Below are 22,702 nucleotides of genomic sequence, written 5' to 3'. Positions count from 1 at the left end.
GCATCGGCGCACGGTGAATGAATTCCGAGCCTAGGTGTACGTGATAAAAACCCACCTGATAACCCGGGGGTGGGTTTTCACTCTTTTTACGCTCGGGATTGCGCCTGCTAGCCCAAGTGCTGATCCGTTTCCCGCTGACCCTCTATGACGCCGTAGCGTTTCATACCAATCGTAGGTGATGCGGCTGCCGACGGTGACCGATCTGATCCCATTGCAGCCACGCGGGTTATGTCGAGTGACCCGCAAATTTTTGTATCAGATGGGTTGGGCCAGAAACAATTAACAAATCACCCGGCAGAACCAGCGAACCAGGAGTTGCATGCTGGAAGTCTTGACTGGCGCGCTTCAGCCCTACGACCGTCACGCCAAATTTCTCACGGATCTGGCCGTCGGCCAGCGTGCTGTTATGGCTCGACAGGGGTGAATGAATCTTGGCAATGGCGAAGCCGTCATCGAACTCGATGAAGTCGATCATCCGCCCGGTAATGAGATGAGCAACACGCTCGCCCATTTCTCTCTCCGGATAGACAACATGATGGGCACCAATGCGCTGGGCTATTTGCCCATGCTCGGCAGTGCGGGCCTTGACCCAGATATCAGGGATACCCAGTTCGGTCAGCGTCATGATGGTCAGCAAGCTGGCTGACAGATCGGTGCCTATCCCTACAATGGCATGAGCGAAGTCGGCAACTCCCAACTGGCGCAAGACCTGCAGGTTGGTGGAGTCGGCCTGAACCGCATGAGTCAACAGATCTGCCCACTCATGGACAGGTGCGGGGTCCAGGTCGATGCCCATCACATCGTGACCAAGGCGCATCAGCGACTGAGCCACGGAGCCGCCGAAGCGGCCAAGACCGACCACCACCACGCTATCGCCCTTGGAAAATGAAAACTGCTCTGAAAACAAAAGTTTAGCCAACAATTGGATGTTCCTCAGGGTAGCGATAGGGCATGCGGCGCTCGCCCAAGGCTAATGACGCCGCAAGTGTAATGGTGCCGACCCGTCCGGCATACATCAGCAGCGTCAGCACCAGTTGACTCGATGGGGGTAGATCAGCGGTGATGCCAGTGGACAACCCGACGGTGCCAAACGCCGAGATGACTTCAAATATGACCTGATCGGTAGGCAAATCTGTTCCACGCAAGATAAAGAGCGTCGCCAGTACGATCATGGCGCTGCTTAGAACGAGCACCGTGATGGCTTGACGTTGGGCCGGGGCACCGACTCGCCGGCCAAATGCCTCGCTGTCACTGTGACCACGAATTTCGGCAACAACCAGCAAGACCAAAATGGCGACAGTACCGACTTTGACCCCACCCGCCGTTCCGGCGCTGCCCCCCCCGACAAACATCAGAAAGTAGTGCACTGCCCAACTTTCAGGCGTCAATGCACCTATATCGAGGGCGTTGAACCCGGCAGTACGCGCAGAAACGGAAGCAAATGCAGCCGAGAGGATTTTATCGGCTAACGCCATCGGCCCAATCGTCGCCGAATTGTCCCACTCGAACAGAAGCACGGTGAAAAACCCGCCCAGTAACAGGATTACCGTTCCAGTCAGGGTGAATTTGGTGTGTAAGGACCAACGACGGGGATGCTTGAACCTACTGCGCAAGTCATACAGCACGGGAAACCCAATGCCGCCGATAACAATCGCAACCATGATCGGCAGCAGGATCCAGCCATCTGAGGCATAGCGCATCAGGCTGTCGGGATAAAGGGAGAAACCCGCATTATTGAATGCCGATACCGCGTGGAACAGGCCATTCCAGGCTGCACCGGCCCACGGCAAGTCATAAGCCCAATGGAGTCTAAGTGTAAGCCACACGGTCGCAATGAATTCCAAGGCGAATGTCACTAACAGCACCAGCTTGGCCACGCTGGCGATATCGCCCGCCCCTAATGAGCGTGATTCCAACTGTGCAACCATTTTGGTGCGTAGACGAAAACTGCGGTTAACCATCAAACCGAGCAAGGTCGCCACTGTCATGATGCCGAAGCCACCGAGCTGGAACAGTAACAAAATCACTGATTGGCCGAAGGTTGACCAGTACGTGCCGGTATCCACCACTACCAGGCCGGTCACGCAGACAGCCGATACCGCAGTAAAGAAGGCAGTCAGCCAAGGAGCCGCGATACCCTCGGATTGAGAGATCGGCAGCATCAAAATGACCGTTCCAGCCACAATCGCTGCCAGGAACACCAAGGCAACCGCCCTGGCTGGATGAAGCATTAATTTCATTGGGCGTCAGGGCTCATGTCGTGTCAGGAAAATGCACAGCGCTCGAGAAACCTGACCTCTATATCACTCGCTTGATATCGATAGGCACAACTGAAGCAGTCAGCGTCAGCTCTAACTCAACATCATCCGCACTGGGATTGGCAGTATATGCCGTTGAAAAACTATTCAACGTAAGAGATTTCACTCGATGATCATTCAGTCAGGCTGGCGGGACTCAACCCCGAGCTCATCCCACACCGACTCGGCCAAGTGAAACGTCGCATTCGCCGCCGGTATTCCGCAATAGATCGCACTCTGCATCAGCACTTCCTTGATCTCGGCGCGGGTCACACCATTGCTGGCGGCCGCACGCAGGTGCAGCTTGAGCTCTTCACTGCGGTTCATGCCGATCAACATGGCGATGGTGATCAGGCTGCGGGTATGCCGAGGCAGCCCGGGGCGCGTCCAGATATCGCCCCAGGCGTGGCGGGTGATCATTTCCTGGAACTCGCTGTTGAACTCGGTGAGGGCATTGAGGCTGCGGTCGACATGGGCATCGCCCAGCACTTCGCGGCGCACCTGCAGGCCATCGGCGTAACGTTGTTTCTCGTCCACAAAACGCTCCTCAGCGAGCCAGCAGAAAGTTGATCACGCGGTCGCTGAAGGCAGCGCCGGCTTGCACGTTGGACAGGTGCGCCGCATAGAACTCGGCGTATTCGGCGCGCTGCACATGGTGCTGGATAAAGTGGCTGCCAGCCGGCGGTGTCACCGCATCTTCAGTGCCGGCAATCACCAGGGTCGGCACCTTGATCAACGACAGTTGCTCACGAAAATCCGCGTCGCGCACGGCGCCGCAATTGGCGGCGTAGCCCTCGGGCGATGTGGCCGCGAGCATGTCGGTGATCTGCTTGGCCTGGTGCGGGTTGGCCGCAGCGAAATCCGCGGTAAACCAGCGCGCAATCGAAGCATCGCGTAGCGCCACCATCGCAGCGGCGCCGTCACGCAGGACCATTTCGATGCGCGGGTTCCAAACCTCAGGCGTGCCGATCTTGGCGGCGGTATTGCACACCACCAGACGCCGCAAACGCTCGCCGGCGTGGATGCCCAGCCATTGGCCGATCAAGCCGCCCATGGACAGGCCGCAAAAATGCGCGCGCTGGATATCCAGCGCATCCAGCAACGCAAGCACGTCTCGCCCCAGTTGTTCGATGCTGTACGGCCCCTCGGTGACCAGGGATTTGCCGTGACCGCGGGTATCGAAACGCAACACGCGAAAATGCTCGGTGAACGCCGGAATCTGCACGTCCCACATATGCAGGTCGGTGCCCAGGGAGTTGGACAGTACCAGTACCGGTGCATCCACGGGCCCGTCCAATTGGTAATGCAATTCGCCCTCGGCGAGTTGTACAAAAGCCACAGCGGTCTCCTCAGGCAGTCAAAGCAAAGTGTTCAGTCACGGCACGCGTGACCCAGGTCTGGGCTTGGCCCAGGTAATGAGCCGGGTCGAGCAGCCGGTCCAGTTCAGCCGCTGACAACTCGGCAGTCACCTGGGACTCATCCGCCAGCACGGCGCGCAAGTGACGCTGCTCGGCCACGGCGCGTTTGCAGCATTGCTCCAGCAGGTGGTGTGCGGTATCGCGGCCCAGGCGTTGGGCAAGCACGATGCTGACTGCTTCAGCCAACACCAGGCCCTGGGTCAGGTCGAGATTCTGCGCCATGCGCGCGGTATCGACCTCCAGCCCTTCACTCACCAGCAGCGCCTGTTGCAAGGCGCCGGACACCAGGCGGCAAATCTCTGGCAAGGTTTCCCATTCGGCGTGCCACAGGCCCAGGCTGCGTTCGTGCTCCTGGGGCATGGCGCTGAACATGGTCGCCACCAGGCCCGGCACGCGGGTGGCAGCGCTGATCAATACGGCGGCGCCTACGGGGTTGCGTTTGTGCGGCATGGTCGATGAACCGCCCTTGCCCGGCGCGGCGGGCTCAAACACCTCTGCCGCCTCGGTTTGCATCAACAGGCTGATGTCGCGCCCCAGTTTGCCGAGGCTGCCGGCGATCAGACCGAGCACGCTGGCAAATTCCACCAGGCGATCACGCTGGGTGTGCCAGGGCTGTTCCGGCAAGTCCAGTTGCAACTCGGCGGCCAAGGCTTCGGCAACAGGCATGGCGTGTTCGCCGAGCGCAGCCAAGGTGCCGGATGCACCGCCAAATTGCAGCACCAAAAGGCGCGGTTTCAATTCGGCAAGGCGCTGACGACTGCGTGTCACGGCGCCCAGCCAACCGGCGATTTTCATGCCCAGGGTGACCGGTGTCGCGTGCTGCAGCCAGGTGCGGCCAGCCAACGGCACGGCGGCGTGGCGCTGCGCCTGGGCAGCCAGCACGTCCCCCAGGCGCGCCAAATCCGCCTCGATCAGCACCAGCGCCTGGCGCACTTGCAGCACCAGGCCGGTGTCCATCACATCTTGACTGGTCGCGCCCAGGTGCACATAACGCTCGGCGTCGGCATCTTCGCTGGCGATCAACTTGCCCAGCGCCTTCACCACAGGAATCGCGGAATTACCCGCCGTGGCAATGGCCGCGCCAAGCGCATCGACGTCATACAGCGAAGCCAGGCACGCCTGGGCAATCGGCGCGACGGCAGCCTTGGGAATCAACCCGACCCGAGCCTGGGCCCGGGCCAGCGCCGCCTCGAAATCCAGCATGCCCTGCAAACGTCCCTGGTCACAGAACACTTCGGCCATGCTGCTGGCGGTGAAGTAAGCGTCGAACAGTTGATTGCTCGTGCGCAGCGTCATAACTCATCCCTTACAAATCGTGATGCAGGTACGCCGCCTGTTTAGGCAGGCGCAAGCTGAACAGGAAGGCCACCGCCATCATCGCAGTGACGTACCAATAGAAGGTGTTTTCCATGCCGATGGATTTCAGGCTCAGTGCGACCACTTCCGCCGAACCGCCAAACACCGCGTTAGCCACGGCATATGCCAGGCCCACACCCAACGCACGCACCTGGGGCGGGAACATCTCGGCTTTGACCAGGCCGCTGATGGAGGTGTAGAAGCTGACAATCGCCAAGGCCAGGGTGATCAGTACAAACGCCAGGAACGGGCTGGTCACGGTTTTCAAGGTCAACAGGATCGGCACAGTGAACAAGGTGCCAAGGCCGGCGAACCAGAGCATGGAATTACGTCGCCCGATCTTGTCGGCCAACATGCCGAACAGCGGCTGCATGCACATGTACAGAAACAGCGCGCCGGTCATGATGTAGCTGGACGTCTTGGCGTGCATGCCCACGGTGTTCACCAGGTACTTCTGCATGTAGGTGGTGAACGTGTAGAAAATCAGCGAGCCGCCAGCGGTGTAGCCCAGCACAGTGATGAAGGCTTTGCCGTGGTCACGGAACAGCGCGACGATGCTGCCGGCGTCCTTGTCCTGACGCATTTCCTTGCTGGTTGTTTCTTTCAGGGTGCGACGCAGCAGCAGGGAGATCACCGCGGCGATGGCGCCGATTACAAACGGAATGCGCCAGCCCCAGGCACGCAGTTCTTCTTCGGTGAGGATCTGTTGCAGGATCACCACCACCAGCACCGCCAGCAACTGGCCGCCGATCAGGGTCACGTACTGGAACGAAGCGAAGAAACCGCGCTGGCCCTTGAGCGCAACTTCACTCATGTAGGTCGCCGTGGTGCCGTATTCGCCACCCACCGACAAGCCCTGGAACAGCCGCGCCACCAGCAGCAGCGCCGGGGCCCAGGCACCGATGTCGTTGTAGGTGGGAAGGAAGGCGATGACCAGGGAACCGGCGCACATCATCAGCACCGAGATCATCATCGAGTTCTTGCGCCCGTGCTTGTCGGCCACCCGGCCAAACAGCCAGCCGCCGATCGGCCGCATCAGGAACCCGGCGGCGAACACACCGGCGGTGTTGAGCAGTTGCACCGTGGGGTCGTCCGAGGGGAAAAACGCCGGGGCAAAATAGATTGCGCAGAAGGCGTAGACGTAGAAGTCGAACCATTCGACCAGGTTGCCGGAGGAAGCCCCGACAATCGCAAAAATCCGTTTGCGGCGTTCTTCTCCGGTGTAGTGACTCGTTGTTGTTGTCATGGTTTTTTACTCAGTGGGAACGGTTATAGCCTAGACATACTTTGCAACAACCATGTTCCGCAAGCAGACTTTTGGGTATGTAGTGACTGTGAGGGCCTCATCGGGAGCAAGCCCCTCCCACATTTGACCGAGTTGTCTGAACTCTACTCGGTCAGTATGGGAGGGGCGGTGCGACGATTCGACTTGCCCCCGATGAGGCCCTACAGCCAACTCAGTAATCGAAGAAAACCGTTTCCTTGTCTGTCCCCTGCAAAATCACATTCCACTGATACACACCCTGCGCATCCGGCTTGGCAATCAAGGTGCTACGACGCTCAGCCGGTACACACGCCAACAGCGGGTCATCGCCGTTGAGCGCCTCACCGTCAAAATAAATCCGCGTGAGCAAGTGCTTTACCAACCCCCGGGCAAACACCAGTACCACCAGATGCGGCGCCTGGGTCGTGCCTTTCAATCCCGGCACACTGCCTGGCTTGATGGTGGTAAAGCGGAACCGCCCTTCAGCATCCACCGGCACCCGGCCAAAACCTTCAAAGTGCGGATCGACCGCCTTGTCCTGTTCATCCTCAGGGTGGTCATATTTACCGGCAGCATTGGCCTGCCAGACTTCCAGCATGGCGTCGTTGACGACATCACCGTTGCCGTCCACTACCTGGCCGCTGATCGCCACGCGCTCGCCGAGTGTGGCGGCTACAGTCATGTCTTCGCGGTTCAGCCAGGTCAGGCCAATGTGGTAATACGGCCCGACGGTGTGGGACGTGGTCGCGTTGAGTGTCATCTCATTTCTCCATCGGCGTAGCGTCGCGGCCGCGCAGGACGATGTCCCAGCGGTAACCGAGGGCGTAGGAAGGGACGGTTTTTTCCAGGTCGAAACGCGCGATCAGGCGTTCCTTGGCGCGGGTATCCGGCACGCAGTTGTAGATCGGGTCGTATTCGAGCAAAGGGTCGCCAGGGAAATACATCTGCGTCACCAAGCGCGTCAGCACACTGGGGCCGAACAGCGAAAAGTGGATATGCGCCGGGCGCCATGCATTGTGATGGTTGCCCCACGGGTAGGCGCCGGGCTTGATGGTTTGGAACTGGTACCAGCCATCGGCGTCGGTAACGGTACGCCCGGTGCCGGTGAAGTTCGGGTCCAGCGGCGCGTCGTGCAGGTCACGCTTGTGGTTGTAGCGCCCGGCCGCGTTGGCCTGCCAGATCTCCACGAGAATGCCCGGCACCGGCAAGCCATTCTCGTCCAGCACACGGCCATGAATGATGATGCGCTCGCCTTGAGGCTCGCCTTCATGCTGGGCGGTCAGGTCGTTGTCCTTGTCATTGATGCGCTCGGCGCCGATCGTCGGGCCGGTGATTTCCGACAAGGAATGGGGCAGGAACACCAACGGCTGGGACGGCGAACGCAGGTTCGTCGACTGATACGCCGGGTGCAGGTAATCAGGTTGAGTGCCCGCTTGCGGGCGCCGGTAACCAGGCTTGTCACTCATGGAGCCATCCTCTTTTATTAGACGCGTTCAATCGCCAGGGCCAGGCCTTGGCCGACGCCCACGCACATGGTCGCCAGGCCTTTGCTGCCGCCGGTTTTTTCCAACTGGTGCAGGGCCGTCAACACCAGCCGCGCACCGCTCATGCCCAGGGGATGACCCAGCGCAATGGCACCGCCGTTCGGGTTGACCTGAGGTGCATCGTCGGCAATACCCAGCTCGCGCAGCACCGCCAGACCCTGGCTGGCGAAGGCTTCGTTAAGCTCGATCACGTCGAAGTCGGTGACCGCCAACCCCAGGCGTTCCACCAGCTTGCGCACCGCCGGCACCGGGCCGATACCCATTACGCGCGGTGCGACACCGGCACTGGCCATGCCCAGCACCCGCGCGCGCGCGGTGAGGCCGTGTTTCTTGACGGCGTCGGCGGATGCCAGAATCAGCGCGGCGGCACCGTCATTGACCCCCGAGGCATTGCCGGCGGTGACGGTCTTGTCCGGGCCGTTGACCGGCTTGAGTTTGGCCAGGGCTTGCAGGCTGGTGTCACGCGGGTGTTCGTCGTGTTCCACCAGGGTTTCGCCTTTTTTATGGGCAACCCGTACCGGCACTATTTCCTCGGCGAAGAAACCGGCGGCTTGCGCAGCGGCGGTCCGCTGCTGGCTGCGCAAGGCGAAAGCATCCTGGTCGGCGCGGGAAACCTGGTAGTCGTCGGCGACGTTATCGGCGGTCTGCGGCATGGCATCCACGCCGTACTGGGCCTTCATCAACGGATTGATGAAACGCCAGCCGATGGTGGTGTCTTCCAGCTTCATGCTGCGCGAAAACGCAGCATCGGCCTTGCCCATCACGAACGGAGCACGGGACATCGACTCGACACCGCCAGCAATCGCCAGCTCCATTTCGCCACTGGCAATAGCGCGAAAGGCCGTGCCGATGGCATCCATGCCCGAGGCGCACAGACGGTTGAGGGTCACGCCCGGAATGCTCTCCGGCAGCCCCGCCAGCAACAGTGCCATGCGCGCCACGTTACGATTGTCTTCGCCGGCCTGGTTGGCACAGCCCAAAAAGACTTCGTCCACCGCGTCCCAGTCCACCGACGGGTTGCGCTCGATCAGGGCCTTGATCGGCAGCGCCGCCAGGTCATCGGCACGCACCGTGGACAGCCCACCGCCGAAACGACCGATAGGTGTGCGAATGGCATCACAGATAAATACCTCGCGCATCAGGCTTCTCCCGGTGCTTGGCCATGGGCGGCGGCGGTGCGGGCTTCAAGCTCGCGCAGCGCGGTCAGTTCTGTCTCGGTCGGTTCTGCCGTGGTGCTGACCTGGTCGGCAAAGCGAATCGCCCAGCCGGTGGCAGCGACCACTTGCTCGCGGGTCACGCCGGGGTGCAGCGCGGTGACCACGAACTCATGGCTGCCCTCCTCCGGTTCCATGATGCACAGGTCGGTAATGATGCCGACGGGGCCGGCACCGGGCAGGCCAAGACGCTTGCGTGAGTCGCCACCTTCGCCGTGACCGACGGAGGTGATGAAGTCCAGTTTGTCGACAAACGAACGGGACGACTGTTTAAGGATGATCAGCACGCTCTTGGCGGAACCGGCGATCTCCGGCGCCCCACCGGCACCCGGCAAACGCACTTTGGGCTGGTGATAATCACCGACCACGGTGGTGTTGATATTGCCGAAACGGTCGACCTGGGCCGCACCGAGAAAGCCCACGTCAATGCGCCCGCCCTGCAGCCAATAGCGAAAGATCTCACCGGTGGGCACCACAGTGTCGGCGGTCTCGGCCAACTCGCCATCGCCGATTGACAGCGGCAACACGCTGGGCTTGGCGCCAATCGGGCCGGACTCGTAGATCAGCACTACATCGGGTGAGGACGTCAGCCGCGCCAGGTTGGCGGCCTTGGACGGCAGGCCGATACCGACGAAGCACACTGAACCGTTCTTCAAGCGGCGTGCAGCGGCTACGGTCATCATTTCATTGGTGGAGTAGGTCATTACTTGGCCTCCTGCGCGGTGGCCAGCTTGGCCTGGAACTCGCTGAAATCAGCAGTGCCGTGGATGAATTCATCAATCCAGGCGGTAAAGGTCCCACGGTCGCGAGCAATCGGATCCCACGCCTGGTAGAAGCGGTTATCCCGCTCGTTGTAGCCGTGAGCGTAGGAGGGATGTGCACCACCCGGCACATGGCACACCGCGGTCAGTGCCCAGGTCGGCAACACGCAACTGTTCATCGGCGCATTGAGGTCATCGACGATTTCTTCCACGGTGACAATGCAACGCTGAGCCGCCAGGGCCGCTTCCTTCTGTACCCCGAGAATGCCCCAGAGCAACACGTTGCCCTTGCGATCGGCTTTCTGCGCGTGAATCACGGTGACATCCGGACGTACCGACGGCACCGCCGCCAGCACTTCGCCGGTGAAGGGGCACGTGACGGTCTTGATCAGCGGGTTGACCTTGGGCAAGTCGGAACCAGCGTAGGCACGCAGCACCGCGAACGGCAGGCCCGAGGCACCGGCGACGTAGGCATTGGCCAAGTCGGCGTGGCTGTGTTCTTCGATCTCCAGCGGTTGCGGCCATTGCTTCTCCACCGCGTCGCGCAAACGATGCAGGGAGCCCACGCCCGGGTTGCCGCCCCAGGAAAAAATCAACTTGCGCGCGCAGCCAGCACCGATCAATTGGTCGTAGATCAGGTCGGGCGTCATACGCACCAGCGTCAGGTCTTTCTTACCCTGACGAATGATTTCATGACCTGCGGCCGTTGGGATCAGGTGGGTAAAACCTTCGAGAGCGACGGTATCGCCGTCGTTCACAAAGCGCTTGACCGCATCACGCAGGGTGAGGATTTCAGCCATGGGGTTGGGCTCCCGGTGTTGATCGAAAAAGGCGCTGAGGTGGCGCCGAAGTGCTTGAAGATTAAGCCGGGGAAATGGGCCGAACAATCCGATAATCGACTCAGCGTTCGATTATCGAACGGATTGTTGTCTAGCTAATCGTCTAAGCGAACGCAATTCAAATGTGGGAGGGGGCTTGCTCCCGATAGCGGTGGATCAGCCAACAAATTTTTTGACTGACACCCCGCAATCGGGAGCAAGCCCCCTCCCACATTTGAGTCCCATCAAGGCTTAAGTGGCGTCGGCGTGGCTGACCATGCCTTTGATCAACACCGCAGCCGTCGCCAGTGCCGCCGGAATCACCAGTGCCGTGAGCACCTGCTCGAAATTCCAGCCCAGGCCCAGCAAGGTGGCCCCCATCCACGCACCCAGGATCGCGCCGAAGCGGCCAATGCCAAGCATCCACGACACACCGGTGGCACGCCCCTGGGTAGGGTAAAAACGTGCGGCCAGGGACGGCATCGCTGACTGCGCACCGTTGACGCACATCCCGGCGATCAGCACTAACGTTGCCAATAAAGTGATATTGCCAAGGCTTTGCCCTACCGCGTAGGCAAACACCCCGGCCAGCAGGTAGAAAGTCCCGATCACTTTGTGCGGGTTGAACCGATCCATTGCCCAGCCCACGCCCACTGCGCTCAACACCCCGCCGAACTGGAACAACGCGCCGATAAATGCCGCCTGCTCCATGCTGGCGCCACTGTCGCGCATCAAGGTGGGCAGCCAACTGGTCAGCAGGTAAACAATCACCAGGCCCATGAAGTAAGTGAGCCACAGCAGCAAGGTGCCGGCACTGTAGGTGCCCGAGAAAATCACCGCGAACACGTTGCGAGCCTTGACGGTTGCTTGCTCCGGCACGCTGAAGCTGCCGGCCTGGGCCACGATACGGGGCTCAATGGGTGCCAGGGCCTTGCGTACCTTGTCGGTACCGCGATTACGCACTACCAGGTAACGCGCCGACTCCGGCAGCCACACCAACAGCACCCCCGCGAGGATCAATGGCAGGATGCCGCCGATCAGCAGCAAGCTGTGCCAGCCAAACGCCGGGATCAACTTAGCCGAGATAAACCCACCACCGGCCATGCCCCGGTTGAAACCGCAAAACATGCTGGTGACCAACAACGACTTATGACGCTCGGGGGTGTATTCGGAGAGCAAGGTCGTGGCATTGGGCATACCCGCGCCCAGACCCAGCCCGGTCAGAAAGCGCAGCACCAGCAACTGGTCGACATTGGTGCTGTAGGCCGAGGCCAGGCTGAACGCGCCAAATACCAGTACCGCGCCGACCAACACGACTTTGCGGCCAAAGCGGTCGGCCAGCGGGCCGGACCCGAGTGCGCCGAACACCATGCCGATCAACGCGGCGCTCATCACCGGGCCAAGGCTGGCGCGGTCGATGCCCCAGTCCTGGGACAGGGCCGGCGCAATAAAACCCATCGCCGCCGTATCAAGGCCGTCAAGAAAGACAATCAGGAAACACAGGATCACCACGCGCCACTGGTAGCGTGACAATGGCTGGGTGTTGATGAAGGACTGCACGTCCAGGGTGGTACCGACAGAAGGCTGATTCATTATTTTTATTCCACACCGATGGCGGGCCGATGACCTCAGGTCATCATTATTGTTAGGCGGCGCTTTGAAGCGCTGCCGCACATTAATAAGCCAGGGGAAACACCGTCAATCGAGCCGACCGGGATCTGTGCGGTCACCGAACAGCTTAGGCAAACAGTTGCGCGCTCAACTCACGGCTGGCGGTGAGCATACTCGGCAGAAAACGCTGTTCCAGCTCGCTGCGGCTGACGCGCCCGGCATGGGTGCTGACGTTCAGTGCGGCCAACACCTGGCCGGATGCGTCATACACCGGCACCGCGATGGAACGCAGGCCCTGCTCCAATTCCTGATCGACGATGCACCAGCCTTGCTGACGTACCTGTTGCAAGCATTCGAACAAGGCTTGGGGAGTCGTGAGCGTGCGGCTGGTCTTGGTTTGCAGGTCTGCGTGGTCGAGGTAATCCTGCAGCGAGGCATCATCCAGGGCCGCCAGGAGGATGCGCCCCATGGACGTGCAATAGGCCGGCAGCCGACCGCCGACGGAAAGGTCCACGGAAATCAGGCGCTGAGTCGTGGCCGAACGTGCGATGTAGAGAATATCGTCGCCTTCAAGGGTGGCCATGTTGCAGGCTTCATGGAGCTGCTCGCTCATGCGGTCCAGATAAGGTTGGGCCGAGACGGCCAACGGTGTCGACGACAAATAGGCATGACCGAGCGTCAGCACTTTAGGCAATAGCGAGTAGGTACGCCCATCCGTGGTGGCGTAGCCGAGTTTGATCAAGGTATGCAGGCAACGGCGCACAGCGGCGCGGGGGATTTCCGTGCGGTGGCTGATCTGGGCGATGGTCAGGTGACGCTTGCGCTCCTGGAACGCTTGCACCACGGCCAGGCCACGGGCCAGGGACGTCATGAAGTCCGGATCACCGGTGAACGCCTGGATGCGCTTGGCCGGTGAAGCCACGATCGGCGGCGCCACTGATGCGAAGGAGTTGCGCAATTGATCGTTCATTTCCAGGGTCCTGTCTCTTGTTCTTACCACGGGAGGGTTGGCCGCTATTACAAGCCGTGCCGATCGCGATGCACAAGCCAGCGCCAGCAACATTGGGCGATTATCGGACGATCATGCGATTATCGCAACTTGTCAGGCTAGGGCAGCCGCCGCCGCGGCCAAGTTTCAGATTTGCCTGATGACCTGGGAAGTGCGCAGATTTACGCTTTTATTTAGAACAGGTGGCGACAATATGATGACGCTGTTCACAAATAGTGATGCCCCTCCATAACACCCTCCCCTGCACCGTTGACGCTTTTTAACTTTATGATGATAGTGTTATTCAAATGCGCCGCTATAATGCAACCTGTGCAGAGGTCGGCCCGGTATCACTATCGGGATGGGAGCTCGCCAGGCGCTGGAGGACGTAAGCCGCGCCGGCCACAAGTAGCCGCTTAAAAGAACTGCCCTCAGGCCTGCTTTTCAACTTGAACGGTTTTCTACTGTTTTATTTGGAATCGCCCGAGGACGACTGTTGAAGCGCGACACTGCGCAATCAATAAACTTCACACAATTAGGTAATACTGTGACGAAAGATGAACTGCGCGCCGAACTTGAGCGCCAGGAGCAACGTTACAAGGACGTCTACGGCGGGGAAGTCACCACCTACGCCGCGCAACCTGAGCCGGAACGCAAGCCATGGCGCAAACGCGCCAGCCTGCTGGATCAGGCATTTGCCCAGGAAATCCAGAAGATCGAACAGGAACTCAAAACCGAAGAGCCATAAGCGCTTCGGTGCGAGTAGGCGGGGCCCTGCTGTCTCTGCCGGTCCACCACCGGCAGGGAGCCCCTCGCGTCAGCGCCCGTTGGTCAGTCGCCTACAGCCGCGCACGAAATTTCATACAAATGTTTCAGGCATGACGTTTTCATGACAAATGCCGGCCTTTTGCGGCCTGTGCTTTATAAATCAAAGACTTGCCAAAGCCCCGAAAACCCTGGGATGCGTCCGTTTTGCCCGGGCTTGTGCGACGAAGATTGTTACCGATGAGCAGTCAATGCATCGATTACCGATGTTTTCTGGCATAATCGCGCCCCCTTACGACCGGGTCAGAAAACCTTCATGATCGATTTATTCAGCGGACTGGATGCTTGGGTTCTAGTGAGCCTGCTGCTCGCCCTGGCCTTTGTCCTCGCCTTCGAGTTCATCAATGGCTTTCATGACACCGCTAACGCGGTGGCCACAGTCATCTATACCAAAGCCATGCCGCCACACCTGGCGGTGTTCTTCTCCGGGGTCTTCAATTTCCTCGGCGTGTTGCTCGGTGGTGTCGGTGTCGCCTACGCCATCGTGCATTTGCTGCCGGTGGAGTTGCTGATCAATGTGAACACCGGCCATGGCCTGGCGATGGTCTTCTCGTTATTGGCGGCGGCGATCACCTGGAACCTGGGCACCTGGTACTTCGGTATTCCCGCCTCCAGCTCCCACACCCTGATCGGCTCGATCCTCGGTGTCGGCCTGGCCAACGCCCTGATCAACGACATCCCCCTGGCTGACGGTGTGAACTGGCAAAAGGCCGTGGATATCGGTGCGTCCCTGGTGTTCTCGCCGATGGCCGGCTTCCTGGTCGCAGCCCTGGTGCTGATCGGCCTGAAGTGGTGGCGCCCGCTGTCGAAGATGCACAAGACCCCGGACCAGCGCCGCAAGCTCGACGACAAGAAGCACCCGCCGTTCTGGAACCGCCTGGTCTTGGTGATCTCGGCCATGGCCGTGAGCTTCGTGCACGGCTCCAACGATGGCCAGAAAGGCATCGGCCTGATCATGCTGGTGCTGATCGGTATCGTGCCGGCGCAGTTCGTATTGGACCTGGGCAGCACCACCTACCAGATCGAGCGTACCCGTGACGCAACCCTGCACCTGAACCAGTTCTACCAGCGCAACCACGAGACCCTCGGCGAGTTCCTGGCCCTGGGCAAAAGCGTGAAGGATGATCTGCCGGGCAAATTCCGCTGCAACCCGCAGCAGACCGAGCCGACGATCAACGCGCTGCTGGGCACCCTCAAGGGCGTCTCGGACTACCACTCGCTGACCGCAGATCATCGCATCGAAGTGCGTCGCTACCTGCTCTGCCTGGACGACACCGCGAAGAAAGTCGGCAAACTGCCTGGGCTGGATTCCCGTGAGAAATCCGACCTCGACAAGCTGCGCAAAGACCTGACCGCCACCACCGAGTACGCCCCGTTCTGGGTGATCCTCGCGGTTGCACTGGCCCTGGGCCTGGGCACCATGGTGGGTTGGAAGCGCGTGGTACTGACCATTGGCGAGAAGATCGGCAAGCAGGGCATGACCTATGCCCAGGGCATGTCGGCGCAGATCACCACCGCAACCATGATCGGCTTTGCCAACATCTTCGCCCTGCCGGTGTCCACCACTCACGTGCTGTCTTCCGGTGTGGCGGGTACCATGGTTGCCAACAAGAGCGGCCTGCAAGGCGGTACCGTCAAGACCATCCTGATGGCCTGGGTATTGACCTTGCCGGCAACCGTCGGCCTGTCGGCCGGTTTGTTCTGGTTGGCGTCCAAGGCATTGGGTAACTGATAGCCAGCCGGCAATAGAAAAGGTGCGATCCGCGAGGGTCGCACCTTTTTTTATAGCTGGGTTTTGCACTGCCAATCAAAATAATCGGCCAAAAAAAAGGGCGACCGAAGTCGCCCAAAATGCCTTGCGTGCCCATGTAACCCGGAAAGACTTAAGGTTTTTTACGCTTGTTCGCGTCCTTCCAGATAAAAAATCCAAACCCTACAAAAAACAGCACCATGAGGCTGACAGTCAGCACTCCGGCAAAAACCACATTATCGAAAAACATGACCGGCCTCCTGCACGTGCCCTGTTGCGATAGGGCTAAGTTAATGGAGAAGACGCAGCGGGAAATTGACCGGGATCAATGTCGCCCGCAACGGGGCGTAAAGAGGGGTAATAACTGATCTGCATCAATGGATGCAGACCCTTTCAACGCTTTTTCGGTTTGTTCTTCGACTTTTTCTTGGGTTTGCCCAAGGGCATGGCTTGTTCAAAGGCTTGGCGCACTTCATTCAAGCGTTTGTCATTGAGGTCGTGCACGCGCTTGGCGCGTTCGGCATTCAGGTCGATCAGCTTGTCGTCATCACTCATGGCTTGGCTTACGTCGTGGCGGGAATGCCCCAATAATGCGGCCTGCCCTGCCCGACGGCAAATCAGCGAGCGACAAAAGGCAGGTCATCGACCAAAATCGGCACTTTCCAACCGACCCAGGAGCTGCACCCAAGTGGCCTTGCACAACGACCTTCCACCGCTGCTGGCCCTGCGCGCCTTCGAAGCCGTGGCACGGCACTTGAGCTTTATCAAGGCAGCGAACGAGTTGTCGGTGACCCAAAGTGCGCTGAGCCACCAGGTGCATAAGCTTGAACAGCATTTGGGCAAGCCGCTGTTTATCCGGCGTACCCGTGCGATTGATCTGACCTTGGCCGGGCAACATTACTACGACCAAATCCGCCCAGCCCTGGACGCCATCGCTACTGCGACACGCAGCCAACGGGGTGTACCCAGCACCAGCGTGTTGCGCATCGGCGTACTGGCGTCTTTCGCCACGCTATGGCTGGCACCGCGTCTGGCCGAGTTTCTGCAGCGCTACCCGCATATCCAGGTGGAGTTGCTGCCCGCGATTCAACTGGCCAATGTCGCCACGGCCGAAGTTGACCTGGCCATCCGTTACGGCAAGGGCGATTGGCCCGACGTGCAGGCCACGCGCCTGATGGCCGAAACCTTGTCACCCGTGTGCAGCCCCGCGTTCAAGGCCAGCCAGGTAACCAAAGGCCCCCTACTGATGGCGACCTCGCACCGTCCTTTCGAGTGGACGGATTGGGCCGCCCATTACCAGGTCAACCTCGATCACCACCCCAGGGTGATGCTGCATGACTACAACATCGTGGTCGAGGCTACCGTGGCCGGCCAAGGTATCGCCATGGGCCGCCATCGCCTGATCGAACGCAGGCTCCAGGACGGCAGCCTGGTGGAGGCCTTTGACTGGCCGCCCTATCACAGCGAAATCGGCTATTGGCTGATCGCTCCCCAGGGCCCACTCGGCGAACCAGCCGAATGCTTCAGCCAGTGGTTGAAGCACCTGTGTGCGGATGGGTGAGTTTTTTCGATACGTCGATTGAGATCTATCCGTTTGTCGTCCATCGCAACAGCCAACATGCTCAAACCTCCTGAACCCAGAGGTTTTCAGCATGACCGATTCCATTCGCCAACGCGTACACACACTCGGCCTGACACTGCCCACACCCAGTCAACCGGCTGCCAATTACATCAACCATCTCGTCAGCCAACACCAGCTGTTCATTTCCGGGCAAATTCCCATGCTCGATGGCAAACCTGCCTACATAGGCCGGCTGGGCGATTCCCTCAGCGATGAAGAAGGCGCCCAGGCGGCGGAACTGGCGGCGCTGGGCCTGCTGGGGCAATTGAGCGATGCGCTGGGCGATGACCTGTCGCGCGTGGTGCGCACCCTGCGTCTGGGCGTCTTCATCGCCAGCAGCGCTGATTTCCAGCGCCAGAGCGTGGTCGCCAATGGCGCCTCGAACCTGCTGGTCAACGCCCTCGGCGACAAAGGCCGGCACGTACGCACCGCCGTAGGCGTCAGCAGCTTGCCGGCTGGCGTCGCCGTGGAGGTGGATGCCATTTTCGAGCTGCAGCCATGAGCCCGCTGGACGTCCAACAACTGCGGGAGGCCACGCCCGGTTGCCAGTCGGGCCTTGTGCACTTCAACCATGCCGGGGCGTCCTTGCCCAGCCAGGCGACGCTGGACGCCATCATCGAACAGTTGCAACACGAAGCCCGCAACGGCCCGATGGAAGCCGGCGAACAGGGCGCCGTGCTGGTGGAAAACGCCCGCCGCGCCGCCGGGCAACTGCTCAATGCACCGCCCTCCTCGATTGCCTTCGCCAGCAGTGGCTCAACGGCCTGGAGCATGGCGTTCCAGGCCCTGGGGCCTTGGCGGCCGGGCGACCGCATCCTGGTGGGGCGCCATGAATGGGGCGGCAACCTGGCGAGCATGGAGTTGGCCGTGCAAGCGGGCGCGCGCGTGGAAGTTATCCCCTGTGATGCCACCGGCGCGGTTTGCCCGGTAGCACTGGAAGCGATGCTCGACGCCCACGTGAAGCTGATCGACCTTGCCTGGCTGCCGGCCAACGGCGGCCTGATCAACCCGGCCCAGGCCATCGGCGAAGTGGCTCGTCGTCACGCCATCCCCTACTTTATCGACGCAGGCCAAGCCGTCGGCCAATTACCGGTGGATGTGCAAGCGTTGCAGTGTGACGTGCTCAAATCCGCCGGCCGCAAACACCTGCGCGGCCCGCGCGGTACTGCACTGCTGTATGTCAGGCCGGATTTTCTTGGGCAACTGAACCCGGCCCAACGCGACGTGTTTTCGGCGCCCTGGACCACCGACGGCTTCGACCTGCGCAACGACGCCCGGCGCTTCGAAACCAGCGAAGTGTCCGTCGCCCTGCTGGCGGGCTTGGGCAATGCATTGCAAGAGATCAATCGACTGGGGATCGAGCGGGTGTGGGAAAGGATCTCGCAGACCAGCGCCCGAATCCGCGAAGCGCTGCATCAGATACCTGGGATTAGCCTGCATGACCTGGGCAGTAAACATTCGGGCTTGATCGCTTTCAACCTGGCCGGCTGGGATAGCTTTGAACTCAAGCGGCGCTTGGGGTTAAAGCGCATCAACATCGGTGCCAACGGCGTGGCCTATACGCCGCTGGATATGCAAGCACGTGGGTTGCGCAGTATTGCGCGCCTCTCCGTCAGCCCACTCAACACCGATGACGATATCGAACTGTTGATCAAGGCCCTGCATGAATTGAACGCTTAAACCTCGATGTCCACCCACAAGCCCTGGCGCGGCGCGTCTTCGATCAACGGCGCCACGGGCACCGTGTTGTCAGCATTGAGCAAGTCGCCGGGGATAGGCAAATGCTGCTCGGCGTCATCGTCGGCTTCGCGCCGACGCTTGTGCTGCTCCTGCTGACGACGCTGCTCTTCGCGCAACAGAAAGGTCGATTGCTCGGCATCGCCTTTTTTCAGGTCGATCGTGCTCTCGCTGGAGCCCGGTTGAACGGGCACCACCGGCGGAATATCCGGCTTCTGGCGTGCCGGATCGAGTTGCGACGTGACCGGCACAACACTGACGGGCAGCATGGGTGGCAGCATGATAGTTATTCTCCTGATCAACAGGCTGTCGGCGGGTTGCAGGGCGACTTGAGCGCAGGCTCGCCAAGCTGTGACTCAGTCGACACTCGCAAGTGCCCGCCACCCGTCGATTCAGCACTCTGCACGCCGGCCAAACGGAGTAGTTTTTGTCAGAGTCCTTGGGCGCAAGGGCTTGTTCCGTTAAGATAGTCGGCTTTTTCACGGCGGGAGTCAGGCAGCATGGCGCAGCAGTATCAACCGGGGCAACGCTGGATTAGTGACAGCGAAGCAGAGCTGGGGTTAGGCACCGTTCTGGCACAGGACGGGCGCTTGTTGACCGTGCTCTATCCGGCCACTGGCGACACCCGCCAGTATGCGCTACGGAATGCGCCCCTCACTCGCGTGAGATTTTCGCCGGGTGACACCATCACCCATTTCGAAGGCTGGAAAATGACCGTACAGGAGGTCGACGACGTCGACGGCCTGCTGGTCTACCACGGCCTCAATGGGCAGAACGAGCAGGTCACCCTGCCGGAAACCCAACTGTCCAACTTCATCCAGTTCCGCCTGGCCAGCGACCGTCTGTTCGCCGGGCAGATCGACCCGCTGGCGTGGTTCTCGCTGCGCTACCACACGCTGGAACACACCAGCCGCCAGTTGCAGTCCTCGTTGTGGGGCCTGGGTGGCGTGCGTGCGCAACCCATTGCGCACCAACTGCACATCGCCCGTGAAGTCGCTGACCGTATCGCGCCGCGGGTCTTGCTGGCTGACGAAGTGGGCCTGGGCAAGACCATCGAAGCGGGCCTTGTGATCCATCGCCAACTGCTCTCGGGCCGCGCCAGCCGTGTGCTGATCCTGGTCCCGGAAAACCTGCAGCACCAGTGGCTGGTGGAAATGCGCCGCCGCTTCAACCTGCAGGTCGCGCTGTTCGACGAAGAACGCTTTATCGAAAGCGATGCCACCAACCCGTTCGAAGACACCCAGCTTGCACTCGTTGCGCTGGAATGGCTGGTGGACGACGAGAAAGCCCAGGACGCGTTGTTCGCCGCTGGCTGGGATTTGCTGGTGGTCGACGAAGCGCACCACCTGGTGTGGCATGAAGACAAGGCCAGCGCCGAATACTCGCTGGTCGAACAACTGGCTGAAGTGATCCCAGGCGTGCTTTTGCTCACCGCCACCCCGGAACAACTGGGCCAGGACAGCCACTTTGCGCGCCTGCGCCTGCTGGACCCGAACCGTTTCCACGACCTGCAAGCCTTCCGCGCCGAGAGCGAAAACTATCGCCCGGTGGCCGAAGCCGTGCAGGAGCTGCTCGACAAGGGCCGCCTGTCTCCGGCCGCGCACAAGACCATCCAGGGTTTCCTTGGTAACGAAGGCGAAGCCCTGCTCAGCGCCGTCAACGATGGCGACAGCGAAGCCAGTGCGCGCCTGGTGCGTGAACTGCTCGACCGCCACGGCACCGGTCGCGTGCTGTTCCGCAACACCCGCGCTGCCGTGCAAGGCTTCCCCGAGCGCAAGCTGCACGCCTACCCGCTGCCGAACCCGGATGAGTACCTCGAACTGCCGTTGGGCGAACACGCCGAGCTGTACCCGGAAGTCAGTTTCCAGGCGCAGCCGGATATCGAGGAAGAAAACCGCTGGTGGCGTTTCGACCCGCGTGTCGAGTGGCTGATCGATCAGCTGAAAATGCTCAAGCGCACCAAGGTCCTGGTGATCTGCGCCCACGCCGAAACCGCCATGGACCTGGAAGACGCCTTGCGCGTGCGCTCCGGCATCCCGGCCACGGTGTTCCACGAGGGCATGAACATCCTCGAGCGTGACCGCGCCGCCGCCTACTTTGCCGATGAAGAGTTCGGCGCCCAAGTGCTGATCTGTTCGGAAATCGGCAGTGAAGGCCGCAACTTCCAATTCTCCCACCACCTGGTGCTGTTCGACCTGCCGTCCCACCCCGACCTGCTGGAACAGCGTATCGGTCGTCTGGACCGGATCGGCCAGAAACACGTGATCGAACTGCACGTACCGTACCTGGAAACCAGCCCGCAACAGCGCCTGTTCCAGTGGTACCACGAAGCGCTCAACGCCTTCCTCAACACCTGCCCGACCGGCAACGCCTTGCAGCATCAGTTCGGCCCGCGCCTGCTGCCATTGCTCGAAGCCGCCGACGACGGCGAGTGGCAAGCCTTGATCGACGAAGCCCGTGCCGAGCGCGAACGCCTGGAGCAGGAGCTGCACACCGGTCGTGACCGCTTGCTGGAACTCAACTCCGGCGGCGCCGGTGAAGGCGATGCGCTGGTCGAGGACATCCTTGAGCAAGACGACCAGTTCGCCCTGCCGATCTATATGGAAACCCTGTTCGACGCCTTCGGTATCGACAGCGAAGACCATTCGGAAAACGCGCTGATCTTGAAACCCAGCGAAAAAATGCTCGACGCCAGCTTCCCCCTGGGTGACGACGAAGGTGTAACCATCACCTACGACCGTAACCAGGCGCTGTCGCGTGAAGACATGCAGTTCATCACCTGGGAACACCCGATGGTGCAAGGCGGCATGGACCTGGTGCTGTCCGGTTCCATGGGCAACACCGCCGTGGCGCTGATCAAGAACAAGGCGCTCAAGCCGGGCACTGTGCTGCTGGAACTGCTCTATGTCAGCGAAGTGGTTGCCCCGCGCTCGCTGCAACTGGGCCGTTACCTGCCACCAGCGGCTTTGCGTTGCCTGCTGGACGCCAATGGCAATGACCTGTCCGGTCGGGTGTCGTTCGTGACCTTGAATGACCAGCTCGAAAGCGTGCCACGGGCCAGTGCCAACAAGTTCGTGCAGGCCCAGCGCGATCAGCTCACGCCGCGCATCAATGCCGGTGAAGAGAAGATCGCCCCGCGTCACGCCGAGCGTGTGGCCGAAGCCAAGCGCCGCCTGGCCGCAGACACCGACGAAGAGCTGGCGCGCCTGACCGCGTTGCAAGCGGTCAACCCCACCGTGCGTGACAGCGAGCTGGTTGCCTTGCGCAATCAACGCGAGCAAGGCCTGGCCATGCTCGACAAGGCGGCGCTGCGACTGGAAGCGATTCGCGTGTTGGTGGCGGGCTGATCATTCGCTGTCAGTAGAAGGCCCGCGCAATGCGGGCCTTTTTTATTTGCCTTCAGGGCCTCATCGGGGCATGGGTATCTACACAACTTCAGTTCGCAGCCCCTACGGTAACCACGATGCAAAGCGAGCCGCTCTTGATCTGCATTTGATC

General features: G+C 60.7%; 22 protein-coding genes. 6 read left to right on the top strand and 16 right to left on the bottom strand.

The window, feature by feature from the left end; all coding sequences use genetic code 11:
• Positions 1-226: 226 nt before the first annotated feature.
• The 13 genes from E3O56_RS09680 to pcaR all read right to left on the bottom strand — a co-directional run bounded on the left by E3O56_RS09680 (position 227) and on the right by pcaR (position 13,253).
• On the bottom strand, positions 227-922 hold the full coding sequence (locus tag E3O56_RS09680; protein WP_216090857.1) for a TrkA family potassium uptake protein: 696 nt from the start codon (positions 920-922) through the stop codon (positions 227-229).
• Positions 912-2,240, bottom strand: a complete 1,329-nt coding sequence (locus E3O56_RS09675) for a potassium transporter TrkG (RefSeq protein WP_248128133.1) — start codon at positions 2,238-2,240, stop codon at positions 912-914. The genes E3O56_RS09680 and E3O56_RS09675 overlap by 11 nt, the downstream gene beginning before the upstream one ends.
• 195 nt (positions 2,241-2,435) lie before the next feature.
• Complete coding sequence (gene pcaC / locus E3O56_RS09670; RefSeq protein WP_078741193.1) at positions 2,436-2,834, bottom strand: 4-carboxymuconolactone decarboxylase; 399 nt, start codon at positions 2,832-2,834, stop codon at positions 2,436-2,438.
• A gap of 10 nt (positions 2,835-2,844) precedes the next feature.
• The gene (gene pcaD / locus E3O56_RS09665) at positions 2,845-3,636 is read right to left on the bottom strand and encodes a 3-oxoadipate enol-lactonase (protein ID WP_032877319.1); all 792 of its coding nucleotides are present in this window, start codon (positions 3,634-3,636) and stop codon (positions 2,845-2,847) included.
• 10 nt (positions 3,637-3,646) lie between these two features.
• Positions 3,647-5,011: a 3-carboxy-cis,cis-muconate cycloisomerase gene (locus E3O56_RS09660; RefSeq protein WP_148852402.1), complete on the bottom strand. Its 1,365-nt coding sequence runs from the start codon at positions 5,009-5,011 to the stop codon at positions 3,647-3,649.
• 10 nt (positions 5,012-5,021) lie between these two features.
• A complete protein-coding gene (locus E3O56_RS09655; protein WP_032877321.1) occupies positions 5,022-6,317 on the bottom strand; it encodes an MFS family transporter in 1,296 nt (431 codons plus the stop codon).
• Between the two features lie 211 nt (positions 6,318-6,528).
• Positions 6,529-7,095, bottom strand: a complete 567-nt coding sequence (gene pcaG, locus E3O56_RS09650) for a protocatechuate 3,4-dioxygenase subunit alpha (RefSeq protein WP_032877322.1) — start codon at positions 7,093-7,095, stop codon at positions 6,529-6,531.
• A 1-nt stretch (position 7,096) separates the two neighbouring features.
• A complete protein-coding gene (pcaH, locus tag E3O56_RS09645; protein WP_005785874.1) occupies positions 7,097-7,801 on the bottom strand; it encodes a protocatechuate 3,4-dioxygenase subunit beta in 705 nt (234 codons plus the stop codon).
• A 17-nt stretch (positions 7,802-7,818) separates the two neighbouring features.
• Complete coding sequence (gene pcaF / locus E3O56_RS09640) at positions 7,819-9,021, bottom strand: 3-oxoadipyl-CoA thiolase (RefSeq protein ID WP_177464409.1); 1,203 nt, start codon at positions 9,019-9,021, stop codon at positions 7,819-7,821.
• Positions 9,018-9,797, bottom strand: coding sequence for a CoA-transferase subunit beta (locus tag E3O56_RS09635; protein WP_005785870.1), 780 nt, complete (start codon positions 9,795-9,797; stop codon positions 9,018-9,020). Before E3O56_RS09635 ends, pcaF begins: the two co-directional genes overlap by 4 nt.
• The gene (locus E3O56_RS09630) at positions 9,797-10,654 is read right to left on the bottom strand and encodes a CoA transferase subunit A (protein WP_005785868.1); all 858 of its coding nucleotides are present in this window, start codon (positions 10,652-10,654) and stop codon (positions 9,797-9,799) included. Before E3O56_RS09630 ends, E3O56_RS09635 begins: the two co-directional genes overlap by 1 nt.
• Before the next feature lie 270 nt (positions 10,655-10,924).
• A complete protein-coding gene (locus E3O56_RS09625) occupies positions 10,925-12,265 on the bottom strand; it encodes an MFS transporter (RefSeq protein WP_248128132.1) in 1,341 nt (446 codons plus the stop codon).
• Between the two features lie 145 nt (positions 12,266-12,410).
• Complete coding sequence (pcaR, locus tag E3O56_RS09620) at positions 12,411-13,253, bottom strand: pca regulon transcriptional regulator PcaR (RefSeq protein WP_032877325.1); 843 nt, start codon at positions 13,251-13,253, stop codon at positions 12,411-12,413.
• 565 nt (positions 13,254-13,818) lie between these two features.
• Between pcaR and E3O56_RS09615 the strand changes: the two genes are divergently transcribed.
• Together E3O56_RS09615 and E3O56_RS09610 are read left to right on the top strand one after the other, a co-directional pair.
• On the top strand, positions 13,819-14,019 hold the full coding sequence (locus tag E3O56_RS09615) for a hypothetical protein (RefSeq protein ID WP_003189295.1): 201 nt from the start codon (positions 13,819-13,821) through the stop codon (positions 14,017-14,019).
• 333 nt (positions 14,020-14,352) lie between these two features.
• Complete coding sequence (locus E3O56_RS09610) at positions 14,353-15,828, top strand: inorganic phosphate transporter (protein ID WP_003189291.1); 1,476 nt, start codon at positions 14,353-14,355, stop codon at positions 15,826-15,828.
• A gap of 151 nt (positions 15,829-15,979) precedes the next feature.
• On the opposite strand, the gene ccoM is transcribed toward E3O56_RS09610, so the two are convergent.
• Positions 15,980-16,096 carry a cytochrome c oxidase subunit CcoM gene (gene ccoM / locus E3O56_RS26800; RefSeq protein ID WP_019817835.1) on the bottom strand — a complete coding sequence of 39 codons (117 nt, stop codon included), beginning with the start codon at positions 16,094-16,096 and terminating at the stop codon, positions 15,980-15,982.
• Positions 16,097-16,239: 143 nt separating this feature from the next.
• Positions 16,240-16,401, bottom strand: a complete 162-nt coding sequence (locus E3O56_RS09605) for a hypothetical protein (protein ID WP_005785860.1) — start codon at positions 16,399-16,401, stop codon at positions 16,240-16,242.
• 133 nt (positions 16,402-16,534) lie between these two features.
• Here E3O56_RS09605 and E3O56_RS09600 point away from each other — a divergent pair, with 133 nt between their 5' ends.
• From E3O56_RS09600 to E3O56_RS09590, 3 genes are all read left to right on the top strand, one after another.
• A complete protein-coding gene (locus E3O56_RS09600) occupies positions 16,535-17,407 on the top strand; it encodes a LysR substrate-binding domain-containing protein (RefSeq protein ID WP_248090989.1) in 873 nt (290 codons plus the stop codon).
• A 91-nt stretch (positions 17,408-17,498) separates the two neighbouring features.
• The gene (locus E3O56_RS09595) at positions 17,499-17,969 is read left to right on the top strand and encodes a RidA family protein (protein WP_032877327.1); all 471 of its coding nucleotides are present in this window, start codon (positions 17,499-17,501) and stop codon (positions 17,967-17,969) included.
• Positions 17,966-19,147 (top strand): aminotransferase class V-fold PLP-dependent enzyme, encoded by a 1,182-nt coding sequence (locus E3O56_RS09590; protein ID WP_223017684.1) that lies wholly within the window; start codon positions 17,966-17,968, stop codon positions 19,145-19,147. Before E3O56_RS09595 ends, E3O56_RS09590 begins: the two co-directional genes overlap by 4 nt.
• Here E3O56_RS09590 and E3O56_RS09585 read toward each other — a convergent pair.
• Positions 19,144-19,485, bottom strand: coding sequence for a hypothetical protein (locus tag E3O56_RS09585; protein WP_032877329.1), 342 nt, complete (start codon positions 19,483-19,485; stop codon positions 19,144-19,146). The two genes, E3O56_RS09590 and E3O56_RS09585, sit on opposite strands and share 4 nt — an antisense overlap.
• Positions 19,486-19,704: 219 nt before the next feature.
• On the opposite strand from E3O56_RS09585, the gene rapA reads away from it, so the two are divergent.
• Positions 19,705-22,551 carry an RNA polymerase-associated protein RapA gene (gene rapA, locus E3O56_RS09580; protein WP_032877330.1) on the top strand — a complete coding sequence of 949 codons (2,847 nt, stop codon included), beginning with the start codon at positions 19,705-19,707 and terminating at the stop codon, positions 22,549-22,551.
• Positions 22,552-22,702: the final 151 nt, after the last annotated feature.

It is taken from the genome of Pseudomonas sp. W2Aug9 (genome assembly GCF_023127755.1).
Classification (GTDB): Bacteria; Pseudomonadota; Gammaproteobacteria; order Pseudomonadales; family Pseudomonadaceae; genus Aquipseudomonas; species Aquipseudomonas synxantha_A.
Note: the sequence above shows the minus strand (reverse complement) of the source record. Positions and strands in the feature narration are given on the sequence as shown.

Excerpts from the sequence above, each read along its gene's own strand:
- E3O56_RS09595 (WP_032877327.1), top strand. The coding sequence starts at position 17,499 with ATGACCGATTCCATTCGCCAACGCGTACACACACTCGGCCTGACACTG.
- E3O56_RS09605 (WP_005785860.1), bottom strand. The coding sequence starts at position 16,401 with ATGAGTGATGACGACAAGCTGATCGACCTGAATGCCGAACGCGCCAAG.
- ccoM (WP_019817835.1), bottom strand. The coding sequence starts at position 16,096 with ATGTTTTTCGATAATGTGGTTTTTGCCGGAGTGCTGACTGTCAGCCTC.
- pcaR (WP_032877325.1), bottom strand. The coding sequence starts at position 13,253 with ATGAACGATCAATTGCGCAACTCCTTCGCATCAGTGGCGCCGCCGATC.
- E3O56_RS09630 (WP_005785868.1), bottom strand. The coding sequence starts at position 10,654 with ATGGCTGAAATCCTCACCCTGCGTGATGCGGTCAAGCGCTTTGTGAAC.
- pcaH (WP_005785874.1), bottom strand. The coding sequence starts at position 7,801 with ATGAGTGACAAGCCTGGTTACCGGCGCCCGCAAGCGGGCACTCAACCT.
- E3O56_RS09590 (WP_223017684.1), top strand. The coding sequence starts at position 17,966 with ATGAGCCCGCTGGACGTCCAACAACTGCGGGAGGCCACGCCCGGTTGC.
- E3O56_RS09635 (WP_005785870.1), bottom strand. The coding sequence starts at position 9,797 with ATGACCTACTCCACCAATGAAATGATGACCGTAGCCGCTGCACGCCGC.
- pcaG (WP_032877322.1), bottom strand. The coding sequence starts at position 7,095 with ATGACACTCAACGCGACCACGTCCCACACCGTCGGGCCGTATTACCAC.
- E3O56_RS09655 (WP_032877321.1), bottom strand. The coding sequence starts at position 6,317 with ATGACAACAACAACGAGTCACTACACCGGAGAAGAACGCCGCAAACGG.
- rapA (WP_032877330.1), top strand. The coding sequence starts at position 19,705 with ATGGCGCAGCAGTATCAACCGGGGCAACGCTGGATTAGTGACAGCGAA.
- E3O56_RS09610 (WP_003189291.1), top strand. The coding sequence starts at position 14,353 with ATGATCGATTTATTCAGCGGACTGGATGCTTGGGTTCTAGTGAGCCTG.
- E3O56_RS09675 (WP_248128133.1), bottom strand. The coding sequence starts at position 2,240 with ATGAAATTAATGCTTCATCCAGCCAGGGCGGTTGCCTTGGTGTTCCTG.
- E3O56_RS09660 (WP_148852402.1), bottom strand. The coding sequence starts at position 5,011 with ATGACGCTGCGCACGAGCAATCAACTGTTCGACGCTTACTTCACCGCC.
- E3O56_RS09585 (WP_032877329.1), bottom strand. The coding sequence starts at position 19,485 with ATGCTGCCACCCATGCTGCCCGTCAGTGTTGTGCCGGTCACGTCGCAA.
- E3O56_RS09625 (WP_248128132.1), bottom strand. The coding sequence starts at position 12,265 with ATGAATCAGCCTTCTGTCGGTACCACCCTGGACGTGCAGTCCTTCATC.